The following is a 19,589-nucleotide window of genomic DNA, read 5'->3' as shown; positions in this document are numbered from 1 at the left end:
ACACTAGCTAATACTATTAAAAATTTAAAATTCGTTTTCATGTCTATATTTATTAAATTAAACTTATACAAATCTATATATAAATATTATTTTGTCCAACTTTTATTTAAAATAATTAGACAATAAATATTATTATTTCACAAAAAAACAGCCAATTAAGTAGATTTTTGTTTAACTTTACCCCATAAATACCTAGACATGAGTAAGTACACAATGGCTCAAATAGTAACGCTAACAGGCATAAAATCTCATACCCTGAGAAAATGGGAAAGCCGGTATAATTTTTTAATTCCCGAACGTACATCTACAAACATCAGGTATTACACAGACTTGCAATTAAAAAAATTGTTGAATATTGGCATCTTAACTAGAAACGGTTATCGCATTTCTAAAATCGATAAGATGAGTGATGACGAAATTCACGACGCAGTTTCTAAAATTGTTTTGGATGGCGCTCCAGAAGACGAGGTAAGCGCACTAATAGTAAGTACCATTAACCTTAATGAAGATGACTTTAGCGCAGTAATAAACAACAATATTTTAATGTCTGGGCTTATAAGTACGGTTACACAGCTTATTTATCCATTTTTAGCACAAGTTGGTTTACTTTGGGGCACCAACAAAATTATGCCCGCGCAAGAGCATTTTGTATCTAATTTAATACGGCAAAAAATGTTTTCGGCAATAGAACTCTTACCCAAACCTCTAGCCGATGCCCCTAAGGCACTTTTATTTTTACCAGAACACGAGCAGCATGAAATTGGCCTTCTACTAGCTTCATTTATCGCCCAAAAATTAGGCTGGCGCGTGTATTATCTTGGACAAAACGTGCCTACAGAAAATATAGTAAGCATAACAAACATTACCACTCCAGACTTATTGGTAACCATGTTTATTTCTCAGGTTTCCGAAGACAGGATTGCAGAGCAGTTGAGCGCTTATTTAAATGCTGTAACAATCCCTATCGCCGTGTTTGGTCACATACCTTCCCCAGATGCAATTACCCAATTATCTGCGCAAATAAAATACCTACAAAAACCGACCGATTTTATACAGCTCATACAAACATTTAAGAGTACAATTTAATACCATATACACATATTATATTTACATTCAATTTAATACAACACCTCCTACAAGACACACTTACCTTTTTAATTTACAACGTATTACCCTAAGAGAACAACGACAACACTCTACCGATACTATATTGCACTTTTTACACTAAAAAGGGCCGATTTTGGAAAAATAATACCATCAATCGCAAAATAATCATTACATAAGCACAGCCTTTTAACTTACTTTTATGTTAAATTTTTAACAATAAAATCCAGTTATATTATCATATAAAAAATTTCAAACGGTTTTTTTGTTAATAACTCAAAATCAGATCATCTCGAATTCAATTTTACTAATCACTAAAAACAAAAAACGAAAACGTTTAATTAAACATTACCATTTTGAAAACAAACAAATTAATTAAATCATTACTAACACGTATTAAACAAGACTAACATGACAAAACTTGATTTAAAAAAGTTAGGACATTATCGCGAAAAAATAATATGCTTACTCGCACTTTTATGTTCTACTTTGGGCTTCGCCCAAGACTTACAAATTACAGGAACTGTTACAGATGAGTACGATTTTCCGCTACCTGGAGCCAGTATTATTGTTGTTGGAACAACAACAGGTACGTCTACAGATTTTGATGGGAATTTTGAACTTAACGTACCTTCTGATGCCCAACTAACCATTAGTTATATGGGCTACATTACCAAAACAGTAAATGTTGCAGGACAAACTACATTCAACATTAAACTAGACGAAGATGTAAATAGTTTAGATGAAGTTGTTGTGGTGGGATATGGGGTTCAAAAAAAGGAATTAACCACAGGTGCCAACTTACAAGTTGATGGTGAAGCGCTTCAAAAACAAAGCACTACCAACGCATTACAAGCTATGCAAGGTCAAGCTGCTGGGGTACAAATTACATCGACTTCTGGGCAGCCAGGAGAATCTATGAATGTTGTAATTCGTGGTTTAGGATCGGCAGGAAGCAACGCTCCTTTATATATTGTAGACGGTGTACAAACTAGCGATATTTCTTACCTTAACAACGCCGATATCGAAAACGTATCCATTTTAAAAGATGCTGCATCTGCTGCAATTTACGGTTCGCAAGCGGCCAACGGTGTGGTTTTAGTAACCACTAAAAAAGGAAAAGAAGGTAAAGCTCAAATCACTTTCGACTCGTATTACGGTGTACAAACCCTAGCCAAAAGCATAGACATGTTAAACGCGACAGAATACATGACTATGATTAACGAAGCTAGAATTAACTCTGGAATGAGCAGACAATTCTCGGATTCTGACATTGCCAATGCTGGTAATGGTACAGATTGGATGGACGAAATGTTTGAAACTGCGCCAACAGAAAACTATACTTTAGGTATTACTGGCGGAACAGAAATGTCTAGCTACTCATCGTCTTTATCTTATTTAAATCAAGCTGGTATTGTAGGTGGCGAAGATTACTCGTATTACGAGCGTTATAACTTCAGATTCAACTCGGAACACAAATTATATAACGACAAAATAAAATTCGGAGAAAACTTCAGCTTCGCTTGGATTAACAATAACGGTATTGGTGTAGGCAACCAGTATAACAACGCTTTAAGAGGCGCGTTCCAAACCAACCCGTTATTTCCTATGTACGACGAGAACGGCGAGTTTTTCAATTCTGCAGGTTATAGCGATCCTTGGTTACAAGGAGTATCTAACCCGTACGCACAAATGGTATACTCTAACCAGAACGAAAACGACACTCAAAAGTTAGTGGGTAATGTGTATTTAGATTTCGAATTGGCAAAAAACTTAAATTTCAGAACCAATTTAGGTATCGATTATTTTGCTAGTCAAGGCCACAGCTTTACACCTATTTACGAATTATCTATTTACGCTTTCAGTAACTTCAGAAGTGTAAACCAAAACATGAGCAAAGGAAAAAGCTTAATCTGGAACAACTTATTAACCTATAATTTTGATTTAGGTGAAAATGACGATCACCATTTCGAAACCATGTTAGGTACAGAATCGTTTAAATATGATGGGCACTCAATGAGTGGTTCTAATGTCGATTTAATTTACGACGATTTAGCGCATGCTTGGTTAAGCAACGCTACCAATACAGACGGCTCACTAATTTCGCTTTCTGGTGGTCCAGATGCTATTAGTAAAAGAATGTCTTACTTTGGACGTGTAAACTACAACTACAAAGGTAAATACTTATTGAACGCTACATTTAGAGCAGACGGGTCTTCGCAATTTGCAGAAGGCAATCGCTGGGGCTATTTCCCATCGTTATCTGCTGGTTGGGTAATGACCAATGAAGACTTTATGGATAACAGCGACTCTTTTATGAACTATTTCAAATTAAGAGCTAGTTGGGGGCAAGTTGGTAACCAAAATGTTGGTAATTTCCAATTCTTAGGTTTAGTAAGAACTCAAAACACAAATTATAGTTTTGGTGACGAAGAAGGTGTATTAACACCTGGTGCTTACCCTTACAGATTAGGAAATGCAAACCTTCAATGGGAAACTGCCGAAGAATTAGACTTTGGTTTTGATGCCAGATTCTTCGATTCTAAATTTACAGTTAACTTCGACTGGTACCGCAAAGAACAAAAAGACTGGTTAGTATTAGCTCCAATTCCTGCTACTGCTGGTGCAGAACCACCTTATATAAATGGAGGTAGTGTAGTAAACACAGGAGCAGAACTTGTATTGGCATATAACAATCGCGTTAACGACGACTTTAGCTATAACGTAAGCTTTAACGGAGCATACAACAAAAATGAAGTAGGCGAAATCCCTACAGAAGATGGTATTATTCACGGGTTAAGTAATCAGCTTTGGGATAACTCTCCAGAATTTTACAGAGCAGAACAAGGTCACCCGCTTGGATACTTCTGGGGTTACGAAACCGCTGGAATTTTCCAAACCGAAGCCGATGTAAACAATTATGTTAATGCAGACGGTAACTTATTACAGCCTACAGCACAACCTGGAGATCTTATTTACGTAGATACCGATGGAAACGGTACAATAAATGGAAACGACAGAACAGAAATTGGTGACCCTAATCCAGATTTCACATACGGTTTCTCTTTAGGATTTAACTATAAAGCTGTAGATTTCTCTTTACAAGCTAGTGGTGTTGCTGGTAACCAAATTGTACAATCGTACAGAAATACGGCTGCAAACCAAAACTGGACTGGAGCTATTTTAGACCGTTGGCACGGACCAGAATCGTCTAACACGTTACCTAGATTAACTGTAGACAACAGAAACTACAACCAGTTTTCAGATATTTTTGTACAAGACGGCGATTTCTTAAGAATCAATACCGTAACCTTAGGCTACGATATTGCTAAAAGTAGTAAAACAGGCAATTTCTTTGCAGACCAATTCCGTTTATATTTCTCGGTACTGAACCTGTATACTTTTACAAACTACGACGGAATGGATCCTGAAGTTGGATTCGGTATTTCAGACAGCAGTTACAACTTCTCTTCTGGAGTAGATGTAGGTTACTATCCAAGACCTAGAACTTACATGTTTGGGTTAAACGTTAAATTTTAAAAATTGAACCATGAAAAGAATGAATAAATATCTTATAGTATTAGGAATGCTTGCCATGGTAGGGTGTTCCGAAGACTTTTTAAATACAGAACCAATCACCGATACCACAGACGATAGTTTTTATCAAATTCCAGAACATGCTTACTCGGCATTAGTAGGGTGTTACGATGGATTACAAGTGGTTACAGGTGCTGCAGAACGTACTTTCCCAGCCGTATCGGAAGTGATGTCCGACGACTGTTTTGGTGGTTTAGGTAACACAGACCCTTTTGATTATCAAGCTATAGACGAGTTCGATATTAGCAGAGCTCCAGGATATCAAGACCTGTATAACGACACTTGGGTTAAATATTACCAAGCCTTATACCGTTGTAATGTACTTTTACAAAAAATAGATCAAATAGACTGGACCGACAACGAAACGTTACGTAATCGTTATGTTGGCGAAGCCCGTTTTATTAGAGCATATTTGTATTTCGATATGGTACGCCTATGGGGGAACATTCCTTTATTAACGGAACCATCTACAGATAATATTCCACAAGCAGATCCTGCCGATGTGTATACTGTAATTACAGAAGATTTACTTTATGCCGCCGATAACATTCCAGAAGAAGCCTATAACGCTGTTCCTAATGGCCGCGTTACACGTTGGGCTGCAAAAGCCATGCTAGGCCGCGTGTATTTATACTACACGGGTTATTACGGAGCATCAGATTTAGTTGGTTTAGTATCGCAAGCCGATGCCCTAAACCATATGGAAGATGTTATTGCCTCTAGCGGTCATGCTCTGGTTTCAAATTTTGCAAACTTATGGCCAGCTGCTAGCACAGACGAAGAAGGATCAACTTATGCAGGCGAGTCTAACGAAGAAATTGTATTTTCTGTAAAATACACCCATACGAGTGACTACAATGGTAATACAGACGGAAATCACTGGTTGGTTTTATTTGGTATGAGAGAATTCATGTATTTCCCTTACGGAAATGGTTGGGGCATTACAGCTACCGAAAAACTTTACGATTTGTATAACGACAACGATTCTAGACGCTCTGCAACTCTTATTGCTATAGACGAAGACGAAGTACCGTTCGACAATCTTGAAGGACAACGTGAATTTACTGGCTATTACAACAAGAAATACACTCCAATGTCTGAATATAACGAAGAAGGCGAATTAGTAAGCTCGGCTGTTGCAGCAGGTAACGAAAGTTTCCAAATTGGGCAATTTCAAGACTATTTTGCCATCAGATATTCCGATGTATTATTAATGGCAGCAGAACTTGGTAGCGGAAGTGCGCAAAGCTATTTCGACCAAGTAAGACAACGTGCTTACGGCAACAACTTCACACCGTTATCTATCACTCCAGATAATCTTTTAAAAGAAAGACATTTGGAATTTGCTTTAGAAGGCATCAGATATTGGGACCTTATGCGCCAAGGTGTTAGCGAAGCCGCTAGCGAATTGGAAGTAAATACGACTGTTTTAAGTGGTAATTTGGAAGAAAACAAAACTATTTCTAGCGGAAATGTACAAGCCACACAAGGCTTATCGCAAATTCCAAATACACAAATCACTTTATCAGGTGGAGTACTGCAACAAAACGCAGGATGGTAATTAAACTAATTGATATAAATTATGAAAAATATTTTTAAACTTTTTATGCTAATCGGGGTGCTGGCAAGCTTTGTTTCTTGTAGCGACGACGACCATCAACTTGGCGAAAAGCTAGACCCATCAGAACTTGAATTCACTGTAGTACAAGATTACGCTATAGATGAAGGCGGAAACACAGTAGTTTTAACTAACAATACACCACAAACCGTGGCGTATTGGAACTACCAGACTGGAACGTCAAATAAAAATCAGTTAACCGTACAATATGCTTTTGCAGGCGAATACACTATTCAATTTTCTGCAACAACAGATGGCGGACTTGTAGAAGCTGTTCCTGTTACCATTACAGTAACCGAAAACAACTTAAACTACGTAAGCGACCCATTATGGACAAGCTTATCTGGAGGGGTTGGCGAAAACAAATCTTGGATTCCAGATAACGGACAATACGGTATGGCACCAGGTTTTTTATCGTATGCAGATCCTGCTAACGGAACTCCAGAATTCGACAACTTTACGACAAACTGGGAGCCAGAAGGATTACCTCCAGGAAGCACCGAAGACGATGTAGATTGGGATGCCATTATGAACTTTAGCTTGGATGGCGGACCATTCATGACCGTTTACGACGGAGAAGGCAATTTAACCGAAAGTGGCACATACTTTTTAGATAAAGATGCTAAAACACTTACTACATCTGATGCAACTATTTTAAGACCTGAAAATTACATCGCCAATGCAAGCAACTGGAATAACGACTTACAAATTGTTACTTTAGACGAAAATCAATTACGTATTGCCGTATTTAGAACTAACGACGAAGGCGATTGGTGGTATATCTGGAACTACGTTTCTAAAGACTACGCCGATAATTACGTCCCTGAAGAAACTGGCCCAGAAGAACCAGACTTACCAGAAGGTTGGGAAGATACCATATCTGAAATTACAACCACTGCTATCGAGTGGAAATTATCGGAAAGCAACCCGTTAGATTGGGCTAACTTAGACGGCTCCATGATGAATGGCTGGCAAAACCCAGAAGATTATCCAGATTGGTTAGGCACTCCAGATACGGCTGTGTATGGCGGTTTCTCTATGACTATGGATTCTGCGGATAACACTGTGGTATTTGTAACTCCAGACGGCACAACTACAGAAGGCACTTACACTGTAAGCAATTCGGGAATTTACTCGTTCAGTATACCTGTTCCTACGTTCCCATTAATCAACTGGGCTAATTTTGCACCAGATGCAAACAATCAACTACGTATCCTAGATATAAAAACAAACACCAATGGCAATATAACAGACCTTTGGTTAGGTGCAGTTGATAATGTAGACGAGCCAGGACAATATACGGCTTATCACTTAGTACCAAATGCAGGGAATTCTGGAGGTGCAGATCAGCCAAAAGAATTAGCTGTCGATAACAGTAAAATTCTTTTTGGAGATTTAGAAAACAATGGAAACTTCAGAATCGAAATCTTTAATGAATTTGGTAGCGGAACAGCAGGAGATCCTCCTATCGATCTTTCGGAATTAGTGTTTAGCGAAAGTATGGAAATCACCTTCACTCTAAACGGCATCACTTTAAACGACGATGCTGTAGGAACCTATGCTGCATACGCAAGTTATTCAGATCCAGATTGGGCACCTGCCTATTGGGGAGACGGTTCTGGTCCTGGAGATACAACTGTTAATGGAGATGGTACTTATACCGTATCCTTCACTATAGACGATGTTGCAGAAGGCGCTAATGTATTTGTAGTCGATATGGCTGGTTTAGGTCAGGACATTACAGATATAGAAGCCGTTACTGCTACAATAGACAAAATTATTATAAAGTAATATCCCTTCTATAGCCTTTATTAAAAGTATAGAAGTGGTTAGAACAATCACTTCTATACTCTTTTATAACACATATTCTTAAACGACATGGTTTTGTTAAAAAAAATATCTCGATATCAACTATTAACTTTAGTTGTTATAACGCTTTTTGCGTGTACTTCTTCTAAAAAGGAAACCACAGAAATACTGGACAGACGCATAAATTTTAACGATGCTTGGCAATTCCGATTAGAAAATTCAACACAAGAGAATCTTAACACAAACACATGGCGTACATTAAACCTGCCACACGATTGGAGTATTGAAGGCGACTTTAGCGACAAACATCCAGCAACCTATGGTGGTGGTGCATTACCAGGAGGCACAGGCTGGTATCAAAAAACATTCAAATTAAAATCTGAAGACTCGCTTAAATCTATTGCCATACAGTTTGATGGTGTTTATATGAATAGCGATGTTTGGATAAACGACCAACATTTAGGGCACAGACCTAACGGATACATTAGTTTTGAATACGATTTAACTAAATATCTTCATTTTGGCGATCAGGAAAACATTATAAAAGTAAAAGTAGATAATTCCAAACAGCCGAATTCGCGCTGGTATTCTGGTTCTGGAATTTACAGAAACGTTTGGTTAGTAAAAACCGACAAACTTCATATTTCTAATTGGGGAACATTTGTAACAACACCGTTAGTAACCCAAGACAGCGCTCAGGTATCGGTAGCGACAACTTTCAAAAATAATTACAACACATCGAAACAAGTTACCTTAAAATCAAAGCTATATTTCGATAATAAACTTATTACAGAAACTTCGCAAGATTTCAATATCGATGCCCATTCCGAACATGCTTTAAACGATCAACTTTTGGTACAAAACCCAAAATTATGGTCAGACACCTCACCTTTTCTGTACAATTTGGTTTCAGAAATTTATATAGACAACACCTTAATAGATCAATACAAAACACCAATAGGTATTCGATCTTTCTCCTTCGATTTAAACAAAGGTTTCCTATTAAACGGGAAGCAGGTTAAAATTAAAGGCGTTTGCAACCATCACGACCTTGGTGCATTAGGCACTGCTATTAACACTCGTGCCTTAGAACGTCAGTTAGAAATTCTACAAGATATGGGTGTAAATGGTATTAGAACCGCCCATAACCCACCTGCGCCAGAGCTCTTAGACCTTTGCGACCGTATGGGCTTTATTGTTATGGATGAAGCCTATGATATGTGGAACAATACCAAATCGAAATACGACTATGCTAACCACTGGGACGAATGGCACGAAAAAGATCTTCAAGACTTAATTAAACGCGACCGTAATCACCCTAGTATTTTTGTATGGAGCATTGGTAACGAAATTCAGGAACAATGGAACGAGCAAGGCATCGCAACCGCAAAAACCTTAAAGGCCATCGTTGAAAAATTAGATACTACACGACCCATTACTGTGGCAATGAATCCGCCAGTAAATATGCCAAACGCCGATGTTACTACTCAATTTGATGCTTCAAATGTTAACTTCAATCCGTTAGCTGCCTCGGGAGTTTTAGATTTAATTGGTTACAATTATGCCCATCAAACCTTCGAACATCATCAAAAAAACTTTCCGAATACACCTTTTATAGCCACCGAAACAACTTCGGGCTTACAAACCAGAGGCTATTACGATAAAAAATCCGATACTTTAAAACGTTGGCCTGTACGTTGGGACTTACCTTTCGACGGCGGGAATGCAGACCATACTGTTTCGGCCTACGATCAAGTCAGTACCCCATGGGGATCGACTCACGAAGAAACTTGGAAAATTATAAAAAAACACGACTTCCTTGCAGGCATGTATATCTGGACTGGTTTCGATTATCTGGGCGAACCAACACCTTATGTGTGGCCGTCGCGTAGTTCGTATTTCGGAATTATAGACTTAGCTGGTTTCCCAAAGGACGTGTATTACATGTACCAAAGCGAGTGGACCCATAAAGATGTACTTCATATATTTCCGCATTGGAACTGGAACGAAGGCGAAACCGTAGATATTTGGGCGTATTACAACCATGCCGACGAAGTAGAACTTTTTGTAAATGGCGAATCGCAAGGTATCAGAAAAAAAGAAGGCGACGATTTACATGTCATGTGGCGCATTCCTTTTAAGCCCGGCACACTTAAAGCCATATCGCGAAAAGATGGCAAGGTTGTTTTAGAAAAAGAAATTAAAACAGCCAATGCTCCAGCTAAAATAAACCTTGAAGCCGACAGACAAACTATTGAAGCCAACGGAAACGATTTATCGTTTGTAACCGTAACGCTAGCCGATAAAGACAATGTAACAAACCCAACAGCTACCAATCTTGTAACTTTCGAAATTGAGGGAGAAGGCACTATTGTAGGTGTAGATAATGGCGACCCTACCAGCCATACGTCCTTTAAAAGCAAGAAAATTAATGCCTTTTACGGTAAATGTTTGGTCATTATACAATCCAAAAAACAGGCAGGAACTATTACACTAAAAGTAACATCCGAAGGTTTAGAGCCTTCAGAACTCCAAATACAAACCCAATAAATAACTAAACCGCATAACAAGCAATCCGCAAACAAACAATTAAAGCATAAAACATGAAAAACAAACTCATTTGTATGGCTTCGGCAACAAGCCTCTTACTAGGGGTTTCTTGTAAAAATGAACCTAAATCAGAACCAGTGCAAACAACACATCAAGAAATAGCAGCAACATACCAAGGAAAACCAATTACAAAAGCATTCGATGCTAAAATAGACTCGCTAATAGCCGCTATGACCATCGAAGAAAAAACAGGCATGTTACATGGTAGCACCATGTTCGCAACAGCTGCTGTAGAACGTTTAGGCATTCCAGAACTTACCATGGCCGATGGCCCTCTAGGTGTTCGTGAAGAAATATCTAAAGATTCTTGGGCTCCTGCCGGCTGGGATAACGACTTTGCAACTTACTACCCTGCTGGCGGTGGTGTAGCAGCGACTTGGAATACCGAATTATCATATGTATTTGGCAACAGTGTTGGCGAAGAAGCCATTGCCAGAGATAAAGACGTACTGCTATCGCCTGCAATCAATATTATTAGAACACCTTTAGGCGGAAGAACTTACGAGTACTTTACAGAAGATCCGTTTTTAAACAAAAAAATGACTGTTCCGTTTATTGTAGGTCTTCAAGAAAACGACGTTGCGGCTTGTGTGAAGCACTTTGCTGCCAATAACCAAGAAACCAACAGAGATTTTGTAGATGTTCAAATAGACGAACGAACACTTCGGGAAATCTATTTACCAGCTTTTAAAGCAGCTGTTCAAGAAGCCCATGCATACAGCTTTATGGGCGCTTATAACAAATTCCGAGGCGAATATTTATGTGCGAACAGCTACATGCTAGAAGATGTACTTAGAAAAGAATGGGGATTTGAAGGTATCGTAATTTCCGACTGGGCAGCCGTTCACGGTACTAAAGAATATCTAGAAAATGGTACAGATATAGAAATGGGTACACCAAAACCATTTAACGAGTATTATTTTGCAGATGCTTTAATTGAAGCCGTTAAATCTGGAAGTGTTTCTGAAACCGAATTAAACAAACACGTAAAACGTATTTTACGTACCATGTACACCCTAAAAAGCATAGACGATAAAGGTCGTGCCAAAGGAAGCATAAACACCGAAGCACATTTTAAAGATGCTTATGCCATCGCATCGGAGTCGGTTATTTTATTAAAAAACGACAAAAATATGCTACCACTACAAACCGAAGGTTTAAAAAGCATAGCAGTAATTGGTAACAATGCTACCAAAACAAATGCTTTAGGTGGTTTTGGTGCTGGTGTTAAAACCAAACGCGAAGTAACCCCATTACAAGGTTTAAAAAACAGATTACCAGAAAACATAACAATTAACTATGCCGAAGGTTATTTAGAACGCTACTCTAAAAACGAGAACGACCAAAAACAAGCTGTAACCTTAAAAGGCCCTGTTACTGTAGATGAACTTGATCCTAAAGTATTGGAAGACGCCTTAACAGCAGCTAAAAACTCCGATGTTGCTATCATTTTCGCTGGATCGAATAGAGATTACGAAACCGAAGCTTCCGACCGTAGAAATTTAGACCTACCATTTGGTCAAGAGGAATTAATTAAAAAAGTTCAGGAAGTAAATCCTAACACCATCGTTGTAATGATTGCTGGTGCACCATTCGATTTAAGACAAGTAGATGCACAAAGTGCTACTCTGGTTTGGAGTTGGTTTAATGGGTCAGAAGGTGGTAACGCTTTAGCCGATGTACTTCTTGGAAATGTAAACCCTTCAGGAAAATTACCTTGGACCATGCCTAAGCAATTAGAAGATTCTCCTGCACATGCAACCAACAGTTTCCCTGGCGACAAAACAGTATCGTACGACGAAGGCATATTAGTTGGTTACCGTTGGTTCGACACTAAAAATGTTGCGCCTTTATATCCTTTCGGCTTCGGGTTATCGTACACGACATTCGAAATTTCCGATGTAACAACTAATGCAAAAACCTATCAGGAAAACGATGTTATAAACGTGCAGGCTACGGTTAAAAACACAGGAACTGCAGCTGGTAAAGAAGTTGTACAGGTGTATGTATCTAAACCAGATTCTAAAGTAGAGCGCGCTGCAAAAGAGTTAAAAGCATTTGCAAAAATAGACGTTGCTGCAGGACAACAAAACACGGTAACGCTTCAAATACCAGTAAAAGAATTAGCATTTTACAATGTAGATACTAAATCTTGGGAGGTCGAAAAAGGCACTTACACTATTAAAGTAGGTAACTCTTCAAGACACATTACTGGAGAATACACGATATCAATAAACTAATTAATACAACAACTATGAAAATCATCAAACACATTTTTAAAATTGCTGCATTGGCACTCCTAAGTATAGGAATCGTGTCTTGCAACGATGACGACGATAACTATGGCAGCGGCACCTTTTCTGTAGATACAGATACCATGACTTTTATTGCTGCTGGTGGCGAAAATATGTTTCAAGTTACAGCTTCACCTAATATTACTTGGGGTGTTAGCTCGGATGCTAACTGGCTATCCTTTTCAACAACCTCTAGTCTTGGTACTGGCAGTATAACGGTTCAAGCTTCGGCCAACGATGCAGAAACAGATCGTTCTGCTGTTATTAAAGTATACACTTCTAGTGTAAGTCACGAAATTCAAGTGTCTCAATTAGGTTCAATCATATCGATTGCTCCAGACCCAAGCGAAATGAGCGACTATACTTCTGTACAACTAACAAGCATGATGGGTGCTGGTTGGAATGTTGGAAATTCGCTAGATGCCGTTGGCGGAGAAACTGCCTGGGGAAATCCAGCAATAAACAAACAACTTATAGATGCTGTTAAAGCTGCGGGATTCAACACCGTTAGAATTCCTATTGCTTGGAGTAATTATATAGAAGAAGGCGACGATAACTATACCATCAGTCAAGCAGGATTACAACGTGTAGAAGAAGTTGTAAACTACGTTAGAGACAACGATATGTTTGCTATGATCAATATCCATTGGGATGGCGGCTGGATGCAACCAACTTACAACGACCAAGATTATGTAAATGATAGACTGGCCAAAATGTGGCAACAAATAGCTATTTATTTTAGAGATTACGATTACCACTTAATATTTGCAGGAACCAACGAAGTCATGGTAGAAGGCGACTATGGCACACCTACCGAAGAATATTACACCGTGCAAAACAGTTTTAACCAAACCTTTATTACTACAGTACGTAATACAGGCGGAAGAAACGCTTACCGTTATTTAACCGTACAGGGCTTCAATACCAACATAGACCACACAGTTAATTTTGCAACGATCCCTACAGATACAGTTGAAAACAGAATGTTAATGGAAGTACACTATTACGATCCTTACGAATTTTGTTTACAAGAAGACAACGATGCTATTTGGCAATGGGGAGAGATTGCAACAGATCCGTCTGCAACTGCAGGATGGGGAAATGAAGATTGGCTAGAAACACAATTCTCTAGAATGAAAACTGATTTTGTAGACCAAGGACTTGGTGTTATCTTAGGAGAATATGGAGCGCTTTATAAAGCCAATGTAGAAGGTGCCGATACTTACAGAGCATATTATTACGAAAAAACAACTGAGGCGGCCTTAAACCATGGCATGGTACCGGTTATTTGGGACAACGGTTCTTTGATAAACAACAATTTTGGTTTATTCAACAGAACTACTGGCCAAGAACATTTTCCAGAAATTATAGATGCAATTACAAATCAGGTAAACTAACCTAAAGCAGTGTGCAAGCATGAAATTGCATTTTTTAGATAGAACCGATTTGCAAAACAAATCTATTTCTGTTCATCATAATACCTATCCTAATTTTTTAAGGGTATGGCATTATCACGAACAGCTAGAATTAGTAGCTATTTTAAAAAGTAAGGGCACACGTTTTGTTGGCGACAGCATCGAGCAGTTTAACGAAGGGGAAGTTGTTTTAATAGGAAAAAATTTACCACACTTGTGGCTTAACGATAAATCCTATTTTAAAAACAATCCTAACCTAACTGCCGAAGCTGTCGCCATTCATTTTAAAGAAGAATTTATAGGCAACGCCTTTGCAACTGCACCAGAAATGAAGCACATAACGGCTCTATTCGACAAAGCAAAGCAAGGTTTAAAATTTACAGGAAACACCTCTAAAATTATTGCAGACATTAAGGAGCTACAGCACCTTAACGATTTTGAACGCATTATAAAACTCATGCAAATTTTAAATACCTTATGGGTAGAGGTTGACTATGTAAAACTAGCATCGGCTGGATTTCTTAGCACTTTCAATCAGACAGAAAACCGCAGTCTAGACAAAGTGTATTCGTATATTTTCGATAATTTTAAAAAACCCATATCGCTTCAGGACATGGCAAAAGTTGCCCAAATGAACCCGGCTGCGTTTAGTCGTTATTTTAAAAAAGGAAGCCGCAAACCCTTTTCCAGATATCTAAACGAAGTTCGCGTAGGTTATGCTTGCAAATTACTGTTAGAGGAAAAATATAACATTACCGATATTTGTTACGAATCTGGATTTCAGAACTTATCTAATTTCAACCGTCAATTTAAAGCCATTACCAGTTATTCGCCTTCAGACTATTTAAAGAAACATAGCAGCACCGTCAAATAATCTGCATTTTTCAATTAAGAATTTATAAAAATACAGCTTTACAAGTCTATAAGTTTTCAAATAGTTATTTTTGGGAAAACCAATAACTAAAATAATATCATCTATATATTATGAAATTTGACTTATCACATAAAACAGCCATCGTTACAGGTGGCGCTAGCGGTATAGGCGCAGCTATAGCTACTACTTTCGCAAAGCAAGGAGCTTCGGTACATGTTTTCGATTTAAACACCAACAATGCAATCGATACCATAAAAACGAATTCCAAAATTACCTTACATAATTGCGATATTACAAATGAAGCTAAAGTTAAGACTTTAGTGGCTGAAATTAGTTCTGATGAACCTATTCATATTCTAATCAACAATGCTGGTATTGCCCATGTTGGTAATATCGAACAAACAGAAGGCGCAGACCTCGACAAACTATACCAAGTCAACATTAAAGGGGTTTTTAACTGCTCTAAAGCCATTATTCCCGTAATGAAACAGCAGCAAGAAGGCGTTATTTTAAACATGGCCTCTATTGCCTCTAGTGTGGCCGTCGCCGACAGATTTGCCTATAGCATGACCAAGGGTGCGGTATTAACCATGACCTACTCTATCGCTAAAGATTATATAGACTCTGGCATTCGCTGCAACTGCGTATCGCCTGCACGGGTACACACCCCTTTTGTAGATGGTTTTATTAAAAAGAACTATCCAGGAAAAGAAGCAGAAATGTTTAATGCACTATCTAAAACCCAGCCCATCGGCCGTATGGGTAAACCAGAAGAAGTTGCCAATTTAGCACTGTATTTATGTTCGGATGAAGCAGCTTTTATTACCGGTACAGATTTCCCTATAGATGGCGGATTTATAAAATTAAATGGATAACCAATAAAATATATCATATAATGAAACTTATTAGATTTGGCGCAGAAGGTCAAGAAAAACCAGGCTTACAATTACAAGATAAACGCATAGATGTATCGGCTTTTGGCGAAGATTATACCGAAGACTTTTTGGCTACAGATGGCTTAAACCGATTACAAAATTGGCTAACAGAACATCAAGACCAATGTCCTATAATTCCAGATACTATTCGATTGGGCGCCCCAATTAAACGTCCGTCAAAACTGGTTTGTGTGGGACTTAATTATGCCATGCATGCCAAAGAAAGTGGTATGGAAGTTCCAAAGGAACCTGTGTTATTTTTTAAATCGACTACGGCTATTGTTGGCCCAAACGACGACCTTATCATTCCTAAAAACAGTACAAAAACCGACTGGGAAGTAGAGCTTGCCATTGTTATAGGTAAAAAAGCGTCTTATGTTAGTAAAGCAGATGCTTTAGACTATGTTGCAGGGTACGTACTACACAACGATTATAGCGAACGTGAATTCCAAATAGAACGCGGCGGACAATGGGTAAAAGGCAAAAGTTGTGACACCTTCGCTCCACTTGGCCCATTTATAGCCACTAAAGATGAAATACCAAATGCCAACAACCTTAATCTTTGGTTAAAAGTTAACGACGAAATGATGCAAAACAGCAGCACTTCCGATTTTGTTTTCGATATCGAAACTGTCGTAAGTTATATTAGCCAATACATGACGCTTTTACCTGGCGATATCATATCTACGGGAACACCATTTGGCGTTGGATTAGGTTTAAGTCCGCAGCGCTATCTTAAGCCAGGCGATGTTGTAGAATTAGGCATTGAAGGTCTTGGTTCATCCAAACAACATGTAAAGGCTTACCAATAATTAAAAAGCATATCTTATAAATTTCAATATAAATAAATACCATGTATAAAACGTTTTTGTGTGTTCCTTTAATTGTTCTAGGGCTTGTTTTTCAAATAAGTTCTGCGCAGCAAGATGCAACACTCTGGTACACCTCGCCAGCCGAAAATTGGGACAATGCGTTACCAGTAGGTAATGGTCGCTTAGGTGCGATGGTTTTTGGAAACCCAACCAAAGAGCGCATTCAATTAAACGAAGATTCCATGTGGCCAGGTGGTCCAGATTGGGGCAATGCTAAAGGAACACCACAAAACCTTGAACACATTAGAACGCTTATAAAACAAGGCGATGTACATTTAGCCGATAGTTTAATCGTGGACTATTTTTCGTACCAATGGGTGACGCGTTCGCACCAAACCATGGGCGATTTATTTATAGATTTTGAATCTAAACCTATTTCAGATTACAAAAGAAGCTTAAACTTAAACACCGCGGTAGTTAGCTCGACTTACAAGGTCGATGGGTATAACACCTCGCAAGAGGTATTTGCCTCAGCTGCCGACGATGTTTTGGTGGTAAAGATTGCAACCGAAAATCCAAATGGATTAAACTACACGTTAAGCCTTAGCAGACCTGAAGATCATGGTCACAAAACCGTTACAGTGTCTACCCCTACAGATTCGCAAATTAAAATGTTGGGGGAAGTCACTCAATATGGCGGACAAGTACATTCCAAGCCTTTTCCGTTAGATTACGGTGTAAAGTTTGAAACGCTTTTAGATGTTACCAACACTTCGGGTACAGTTACAAAAACAGCCAATGGCTTAAACCTTAAAAACGTAAAAGAAGCGGTACTTTACATAGTTTGTAACACCTCGTTTTATGGTAAAGATTATAGTTCTAAAAATCAGAACAGCTTAAACACACTGCACTCTAAATCGTATCAAGACATTTTAAAACATCACATTACAGATTATCAAAATTTGTATAACCGCACGGTTTTAAACCTTGGTCACGACGAATTCAACAACATACCTACAGACCAACGTTTAGCTAAGGTAAAAGAAGGAAAACAAGACATAGACCTTGCCGAAAAGTTATTCAACTACGGCAGGTATTTATTAATTTCCAGTTCCAGGCCAAACACCAATCCAGCGAACTTGCAAGGCATCTGGAACGAACATATTGAAGCGCCGTGGAATGCCGATTACCATTTAAACATCAACTTACAAATGAATTATTGGCTGGCTAATGTTACAAACCTTAGCGAATGCGAATTACCCCTTTTCGATTTAGTTGATCGATTAATAGAACGTGGCAAACTATTAGCCAAAGAACAATACGGGTTATCTGGTACGGTTGCCCACCAAACCACCGACCTATGGGGAACACCTTGGATGCGTGCCTCTAAACCCTATTGGGGATCATGGATTCATGGAGGCGGATGGATTGCCCAACATTATTGGGAACACTATCGTTTTACCCAAGACACCACATTCTTACGCGAACGCGCCTACCCTGCCATTAAAGCATATGCCGAGTTTTACTCGGATTGGTTGACCTTAGACGAGCGTGATAACACCTTAGTATCTTATCCAGAAACATCGCCAGAAAACTCCTATTTAGCTCCAGATGGCACATCGGCTGCCTTATCGCGCGGTAATGCCATGGGGCATCAAATTATTGCTGAAGTTTTTGACAATGTTCTAGCTTCCGCAGAAATTTTAAATATTGAAGACGACTTTATTTCAACAATTAAAACACAACGCAAACAATTACACTCGGGCATTAAAATAGGACCAGATGGCCGTTTATTGGAATGGGATCGCCCTTATGAAGAACCCGAAAAAGGCCACCGACACATTTCGCATTTATACAGTTTACACCCAGGAGACGACATTACCGTTAACGATCCAGAACTGTTTGAAGCAGCAAAAAAAACCATTCAATACCGATTAGACCACGGTGGAGCTGGGCCAGGATGGAGCCGAGCATGGATAATAAACTTCTACGCCCGTTTATTAGATAAAACTGCTGTTGAAGAGAATATCGATTTATTCATACAGCGTTCTATTTTTGGAAATCTGTTGGACATACACCCGCCGTTTCAAATTGATGGTAATTTCGGATTCACCGCTGGTGTTGCCGAAGCCTTATTACAATCGCATGAAGGCTTTTTACGCATTCTACCGACTTTACCAGATTCGTGGAAAACAGGATCTATAAAAGGTTTAAAAGCTAGAGGCAATATTACTGTAGACATTACTTGGAAAAACAACAAACTACAGAACCTTACCCTACTATCGCCTGTAAACAAAACCATAAGTGTAGTTTACGGCGCCAATACTACAACAGTAAATCTGGTAGCCAATACACCTGTTACACTTAACCAACACCTTAAATAGTGAATTTGTATATATTCTAAAACAAACAAAGCAGTCTAAAAAGTTATATTGTCCGTCATTCTGTGCTTGACACAGAATCTCATCTTATTTAAAATCAATAATTATGAGAATCTGAAATAAATTCAGATTGACGAAAG

General features: G+C 38.6%; 11 protein-coding genes. All 11 read left to right on the top strand.

Annotated features, from left to right (window positions below; genetic code table 11):
- Positions 1-198 precede the first annotated feature (198 nt).
- Entirely contained in the window at positions 199-1,086 is an 888-nt protein-coding gene (locus ACR9EA_RS02470; RefSeq protein WP_435137047.1) for a MerR family transcriptional regulator, read from the top strand.
- Between the two features lie 429 nt (positions 1,087-1,515).
- The gene (locus ACR9EA_RS02465; protein ID WP_435137044.1) at positions 1,516-4,644 is read left to right on the top strand and encodes a SusC/RagA family TonB-linked outer membrane protein; all 3,129 of its coding nucleotides are present in this window, start codon (positions 1,516-1,518) and stop codon (positions 4,642-4,644) included.
- Between the two features lie 10 nt (positions 4,645-4,654).
- A complete protein-coding gene (locus tag ACR9EA_RS02460; protein WP_435137041.1) occupies positions 4,655-6,262 on the top strand; it encodes a RagB/SusD family nutrient uptake outer membrane protein in 1,608 nt (535 codons plus the stop codon).
- Between the two features lie 21 nt (positions 6,263-6,283).
- Positions 6,284-8,110: a hypothetical protein gene (locus ACR9EA_RS02455; protein ID WP_435137038.1), complete on the top strand. Its 1,827-nt coding sequence runs from the start codon at positions 6,284-6,286 to the stop codon at positions 8,108-8,110.
- Positions 8,111-8,197: 87 nt separating this feature from the next.
- Positions 8,198-10,678 (top strand): beta-galactosidase GalB, encoded by a 2,481-nt coding sequence (gene galB / locus ACR9EA_RS02450; protein ID WP_435137035.1) that lies wholly within the window; start codon positions 8,198-8,200, stop codon positions 10,676-10,678.
- A 53-nt stretch (positions 10,679-10,731) separates the two neighbouring features.
- Entirely contained in the window at positions 10,732-12,978 is a 2,247-nt protein-coding gene (locus tag ACR9EA_RS02445) for a glycoside hydrolase family 3 C-terminal domain-containing protein (protein WP_435137032.1), read from the top strand.
- 14 nt (positions 12,979-12,992) lie between these two features.
- Positions 12,993-14,429, top strand: a complete 1,437-nt coding sequence (locus tag ACR9EA_RS02440; protein ID WP_435137029.1) for a cellulase family glycosylhydrolase — start codon at positions 12,993-12,995, stop codon at positions 14,427-14,429.
- Between the two features lie 19 nt (positions 14,430-14,448).
- Positions 14,449-15,321, top strand: coding sequence for an AraC family transcriptional regulator (locus ACR9EA_RS02435; RefSeq protein WP_435137026.1), 873 nt, complete (start codon positions 14,449-14,451; stop codon positions 15,319-15,321).
- A 110-nt stretch (positions 15,322-15,431) separates the two neighbouring features.
- Positions 15,432-16,196: an SDR family NAD(P)-dependent oxidoreductase gene (locus tag ACR9EA_RS02430; RefSeq protein WP_435137022.1), complete on the top strand. Its 765-nt coding sequence runs from the start codon at positions 15,432-15,434 to the stop codon at positions 16,194-16,196.
- A gap of 20 nt (positions 16,197-16,216) precedes the next feature.
- Positions 16,217-17,068 (top strand): fumarylacetoacetate hydrolase family protein, encoded by an 852-nt coding sequence (locus ACR9EA_RS02425; RefSeq protein WP_435137019.1) that lies wholly within the window; start codon positions 16,217-16,219, stop codon positions 17,066-17,068.
- Positions 17,069-17,109: 41 nt separating this feature from the next.
- Positions 17,110-19,452, top strand: a complete 2,343-nt coding sequence (locus ACR9EA_RS02420; RefSeq protein WP_435137017.1) for a glycoside hydrolase family 95 protein — start codon at positions 17,110-17,112, stop codon at positions 19,450-19,452.
- Positions 19,453-19,589 lie beyond the last annotated feature (137 nt).

The sequence above is a fragment of the Formosa sp. A9 genome, assembly GCF_051200825.1.
Classification (GTDB): Bacteria; Bacteroidota; Bacteroidia; order Flavobacteriales; family Flavobacteriaceae; genus Formosa.
Note: the sequence above shows the minus strand (reverse complement) of the source record. Positions and strands in the feature narration are given on the sequence as shown.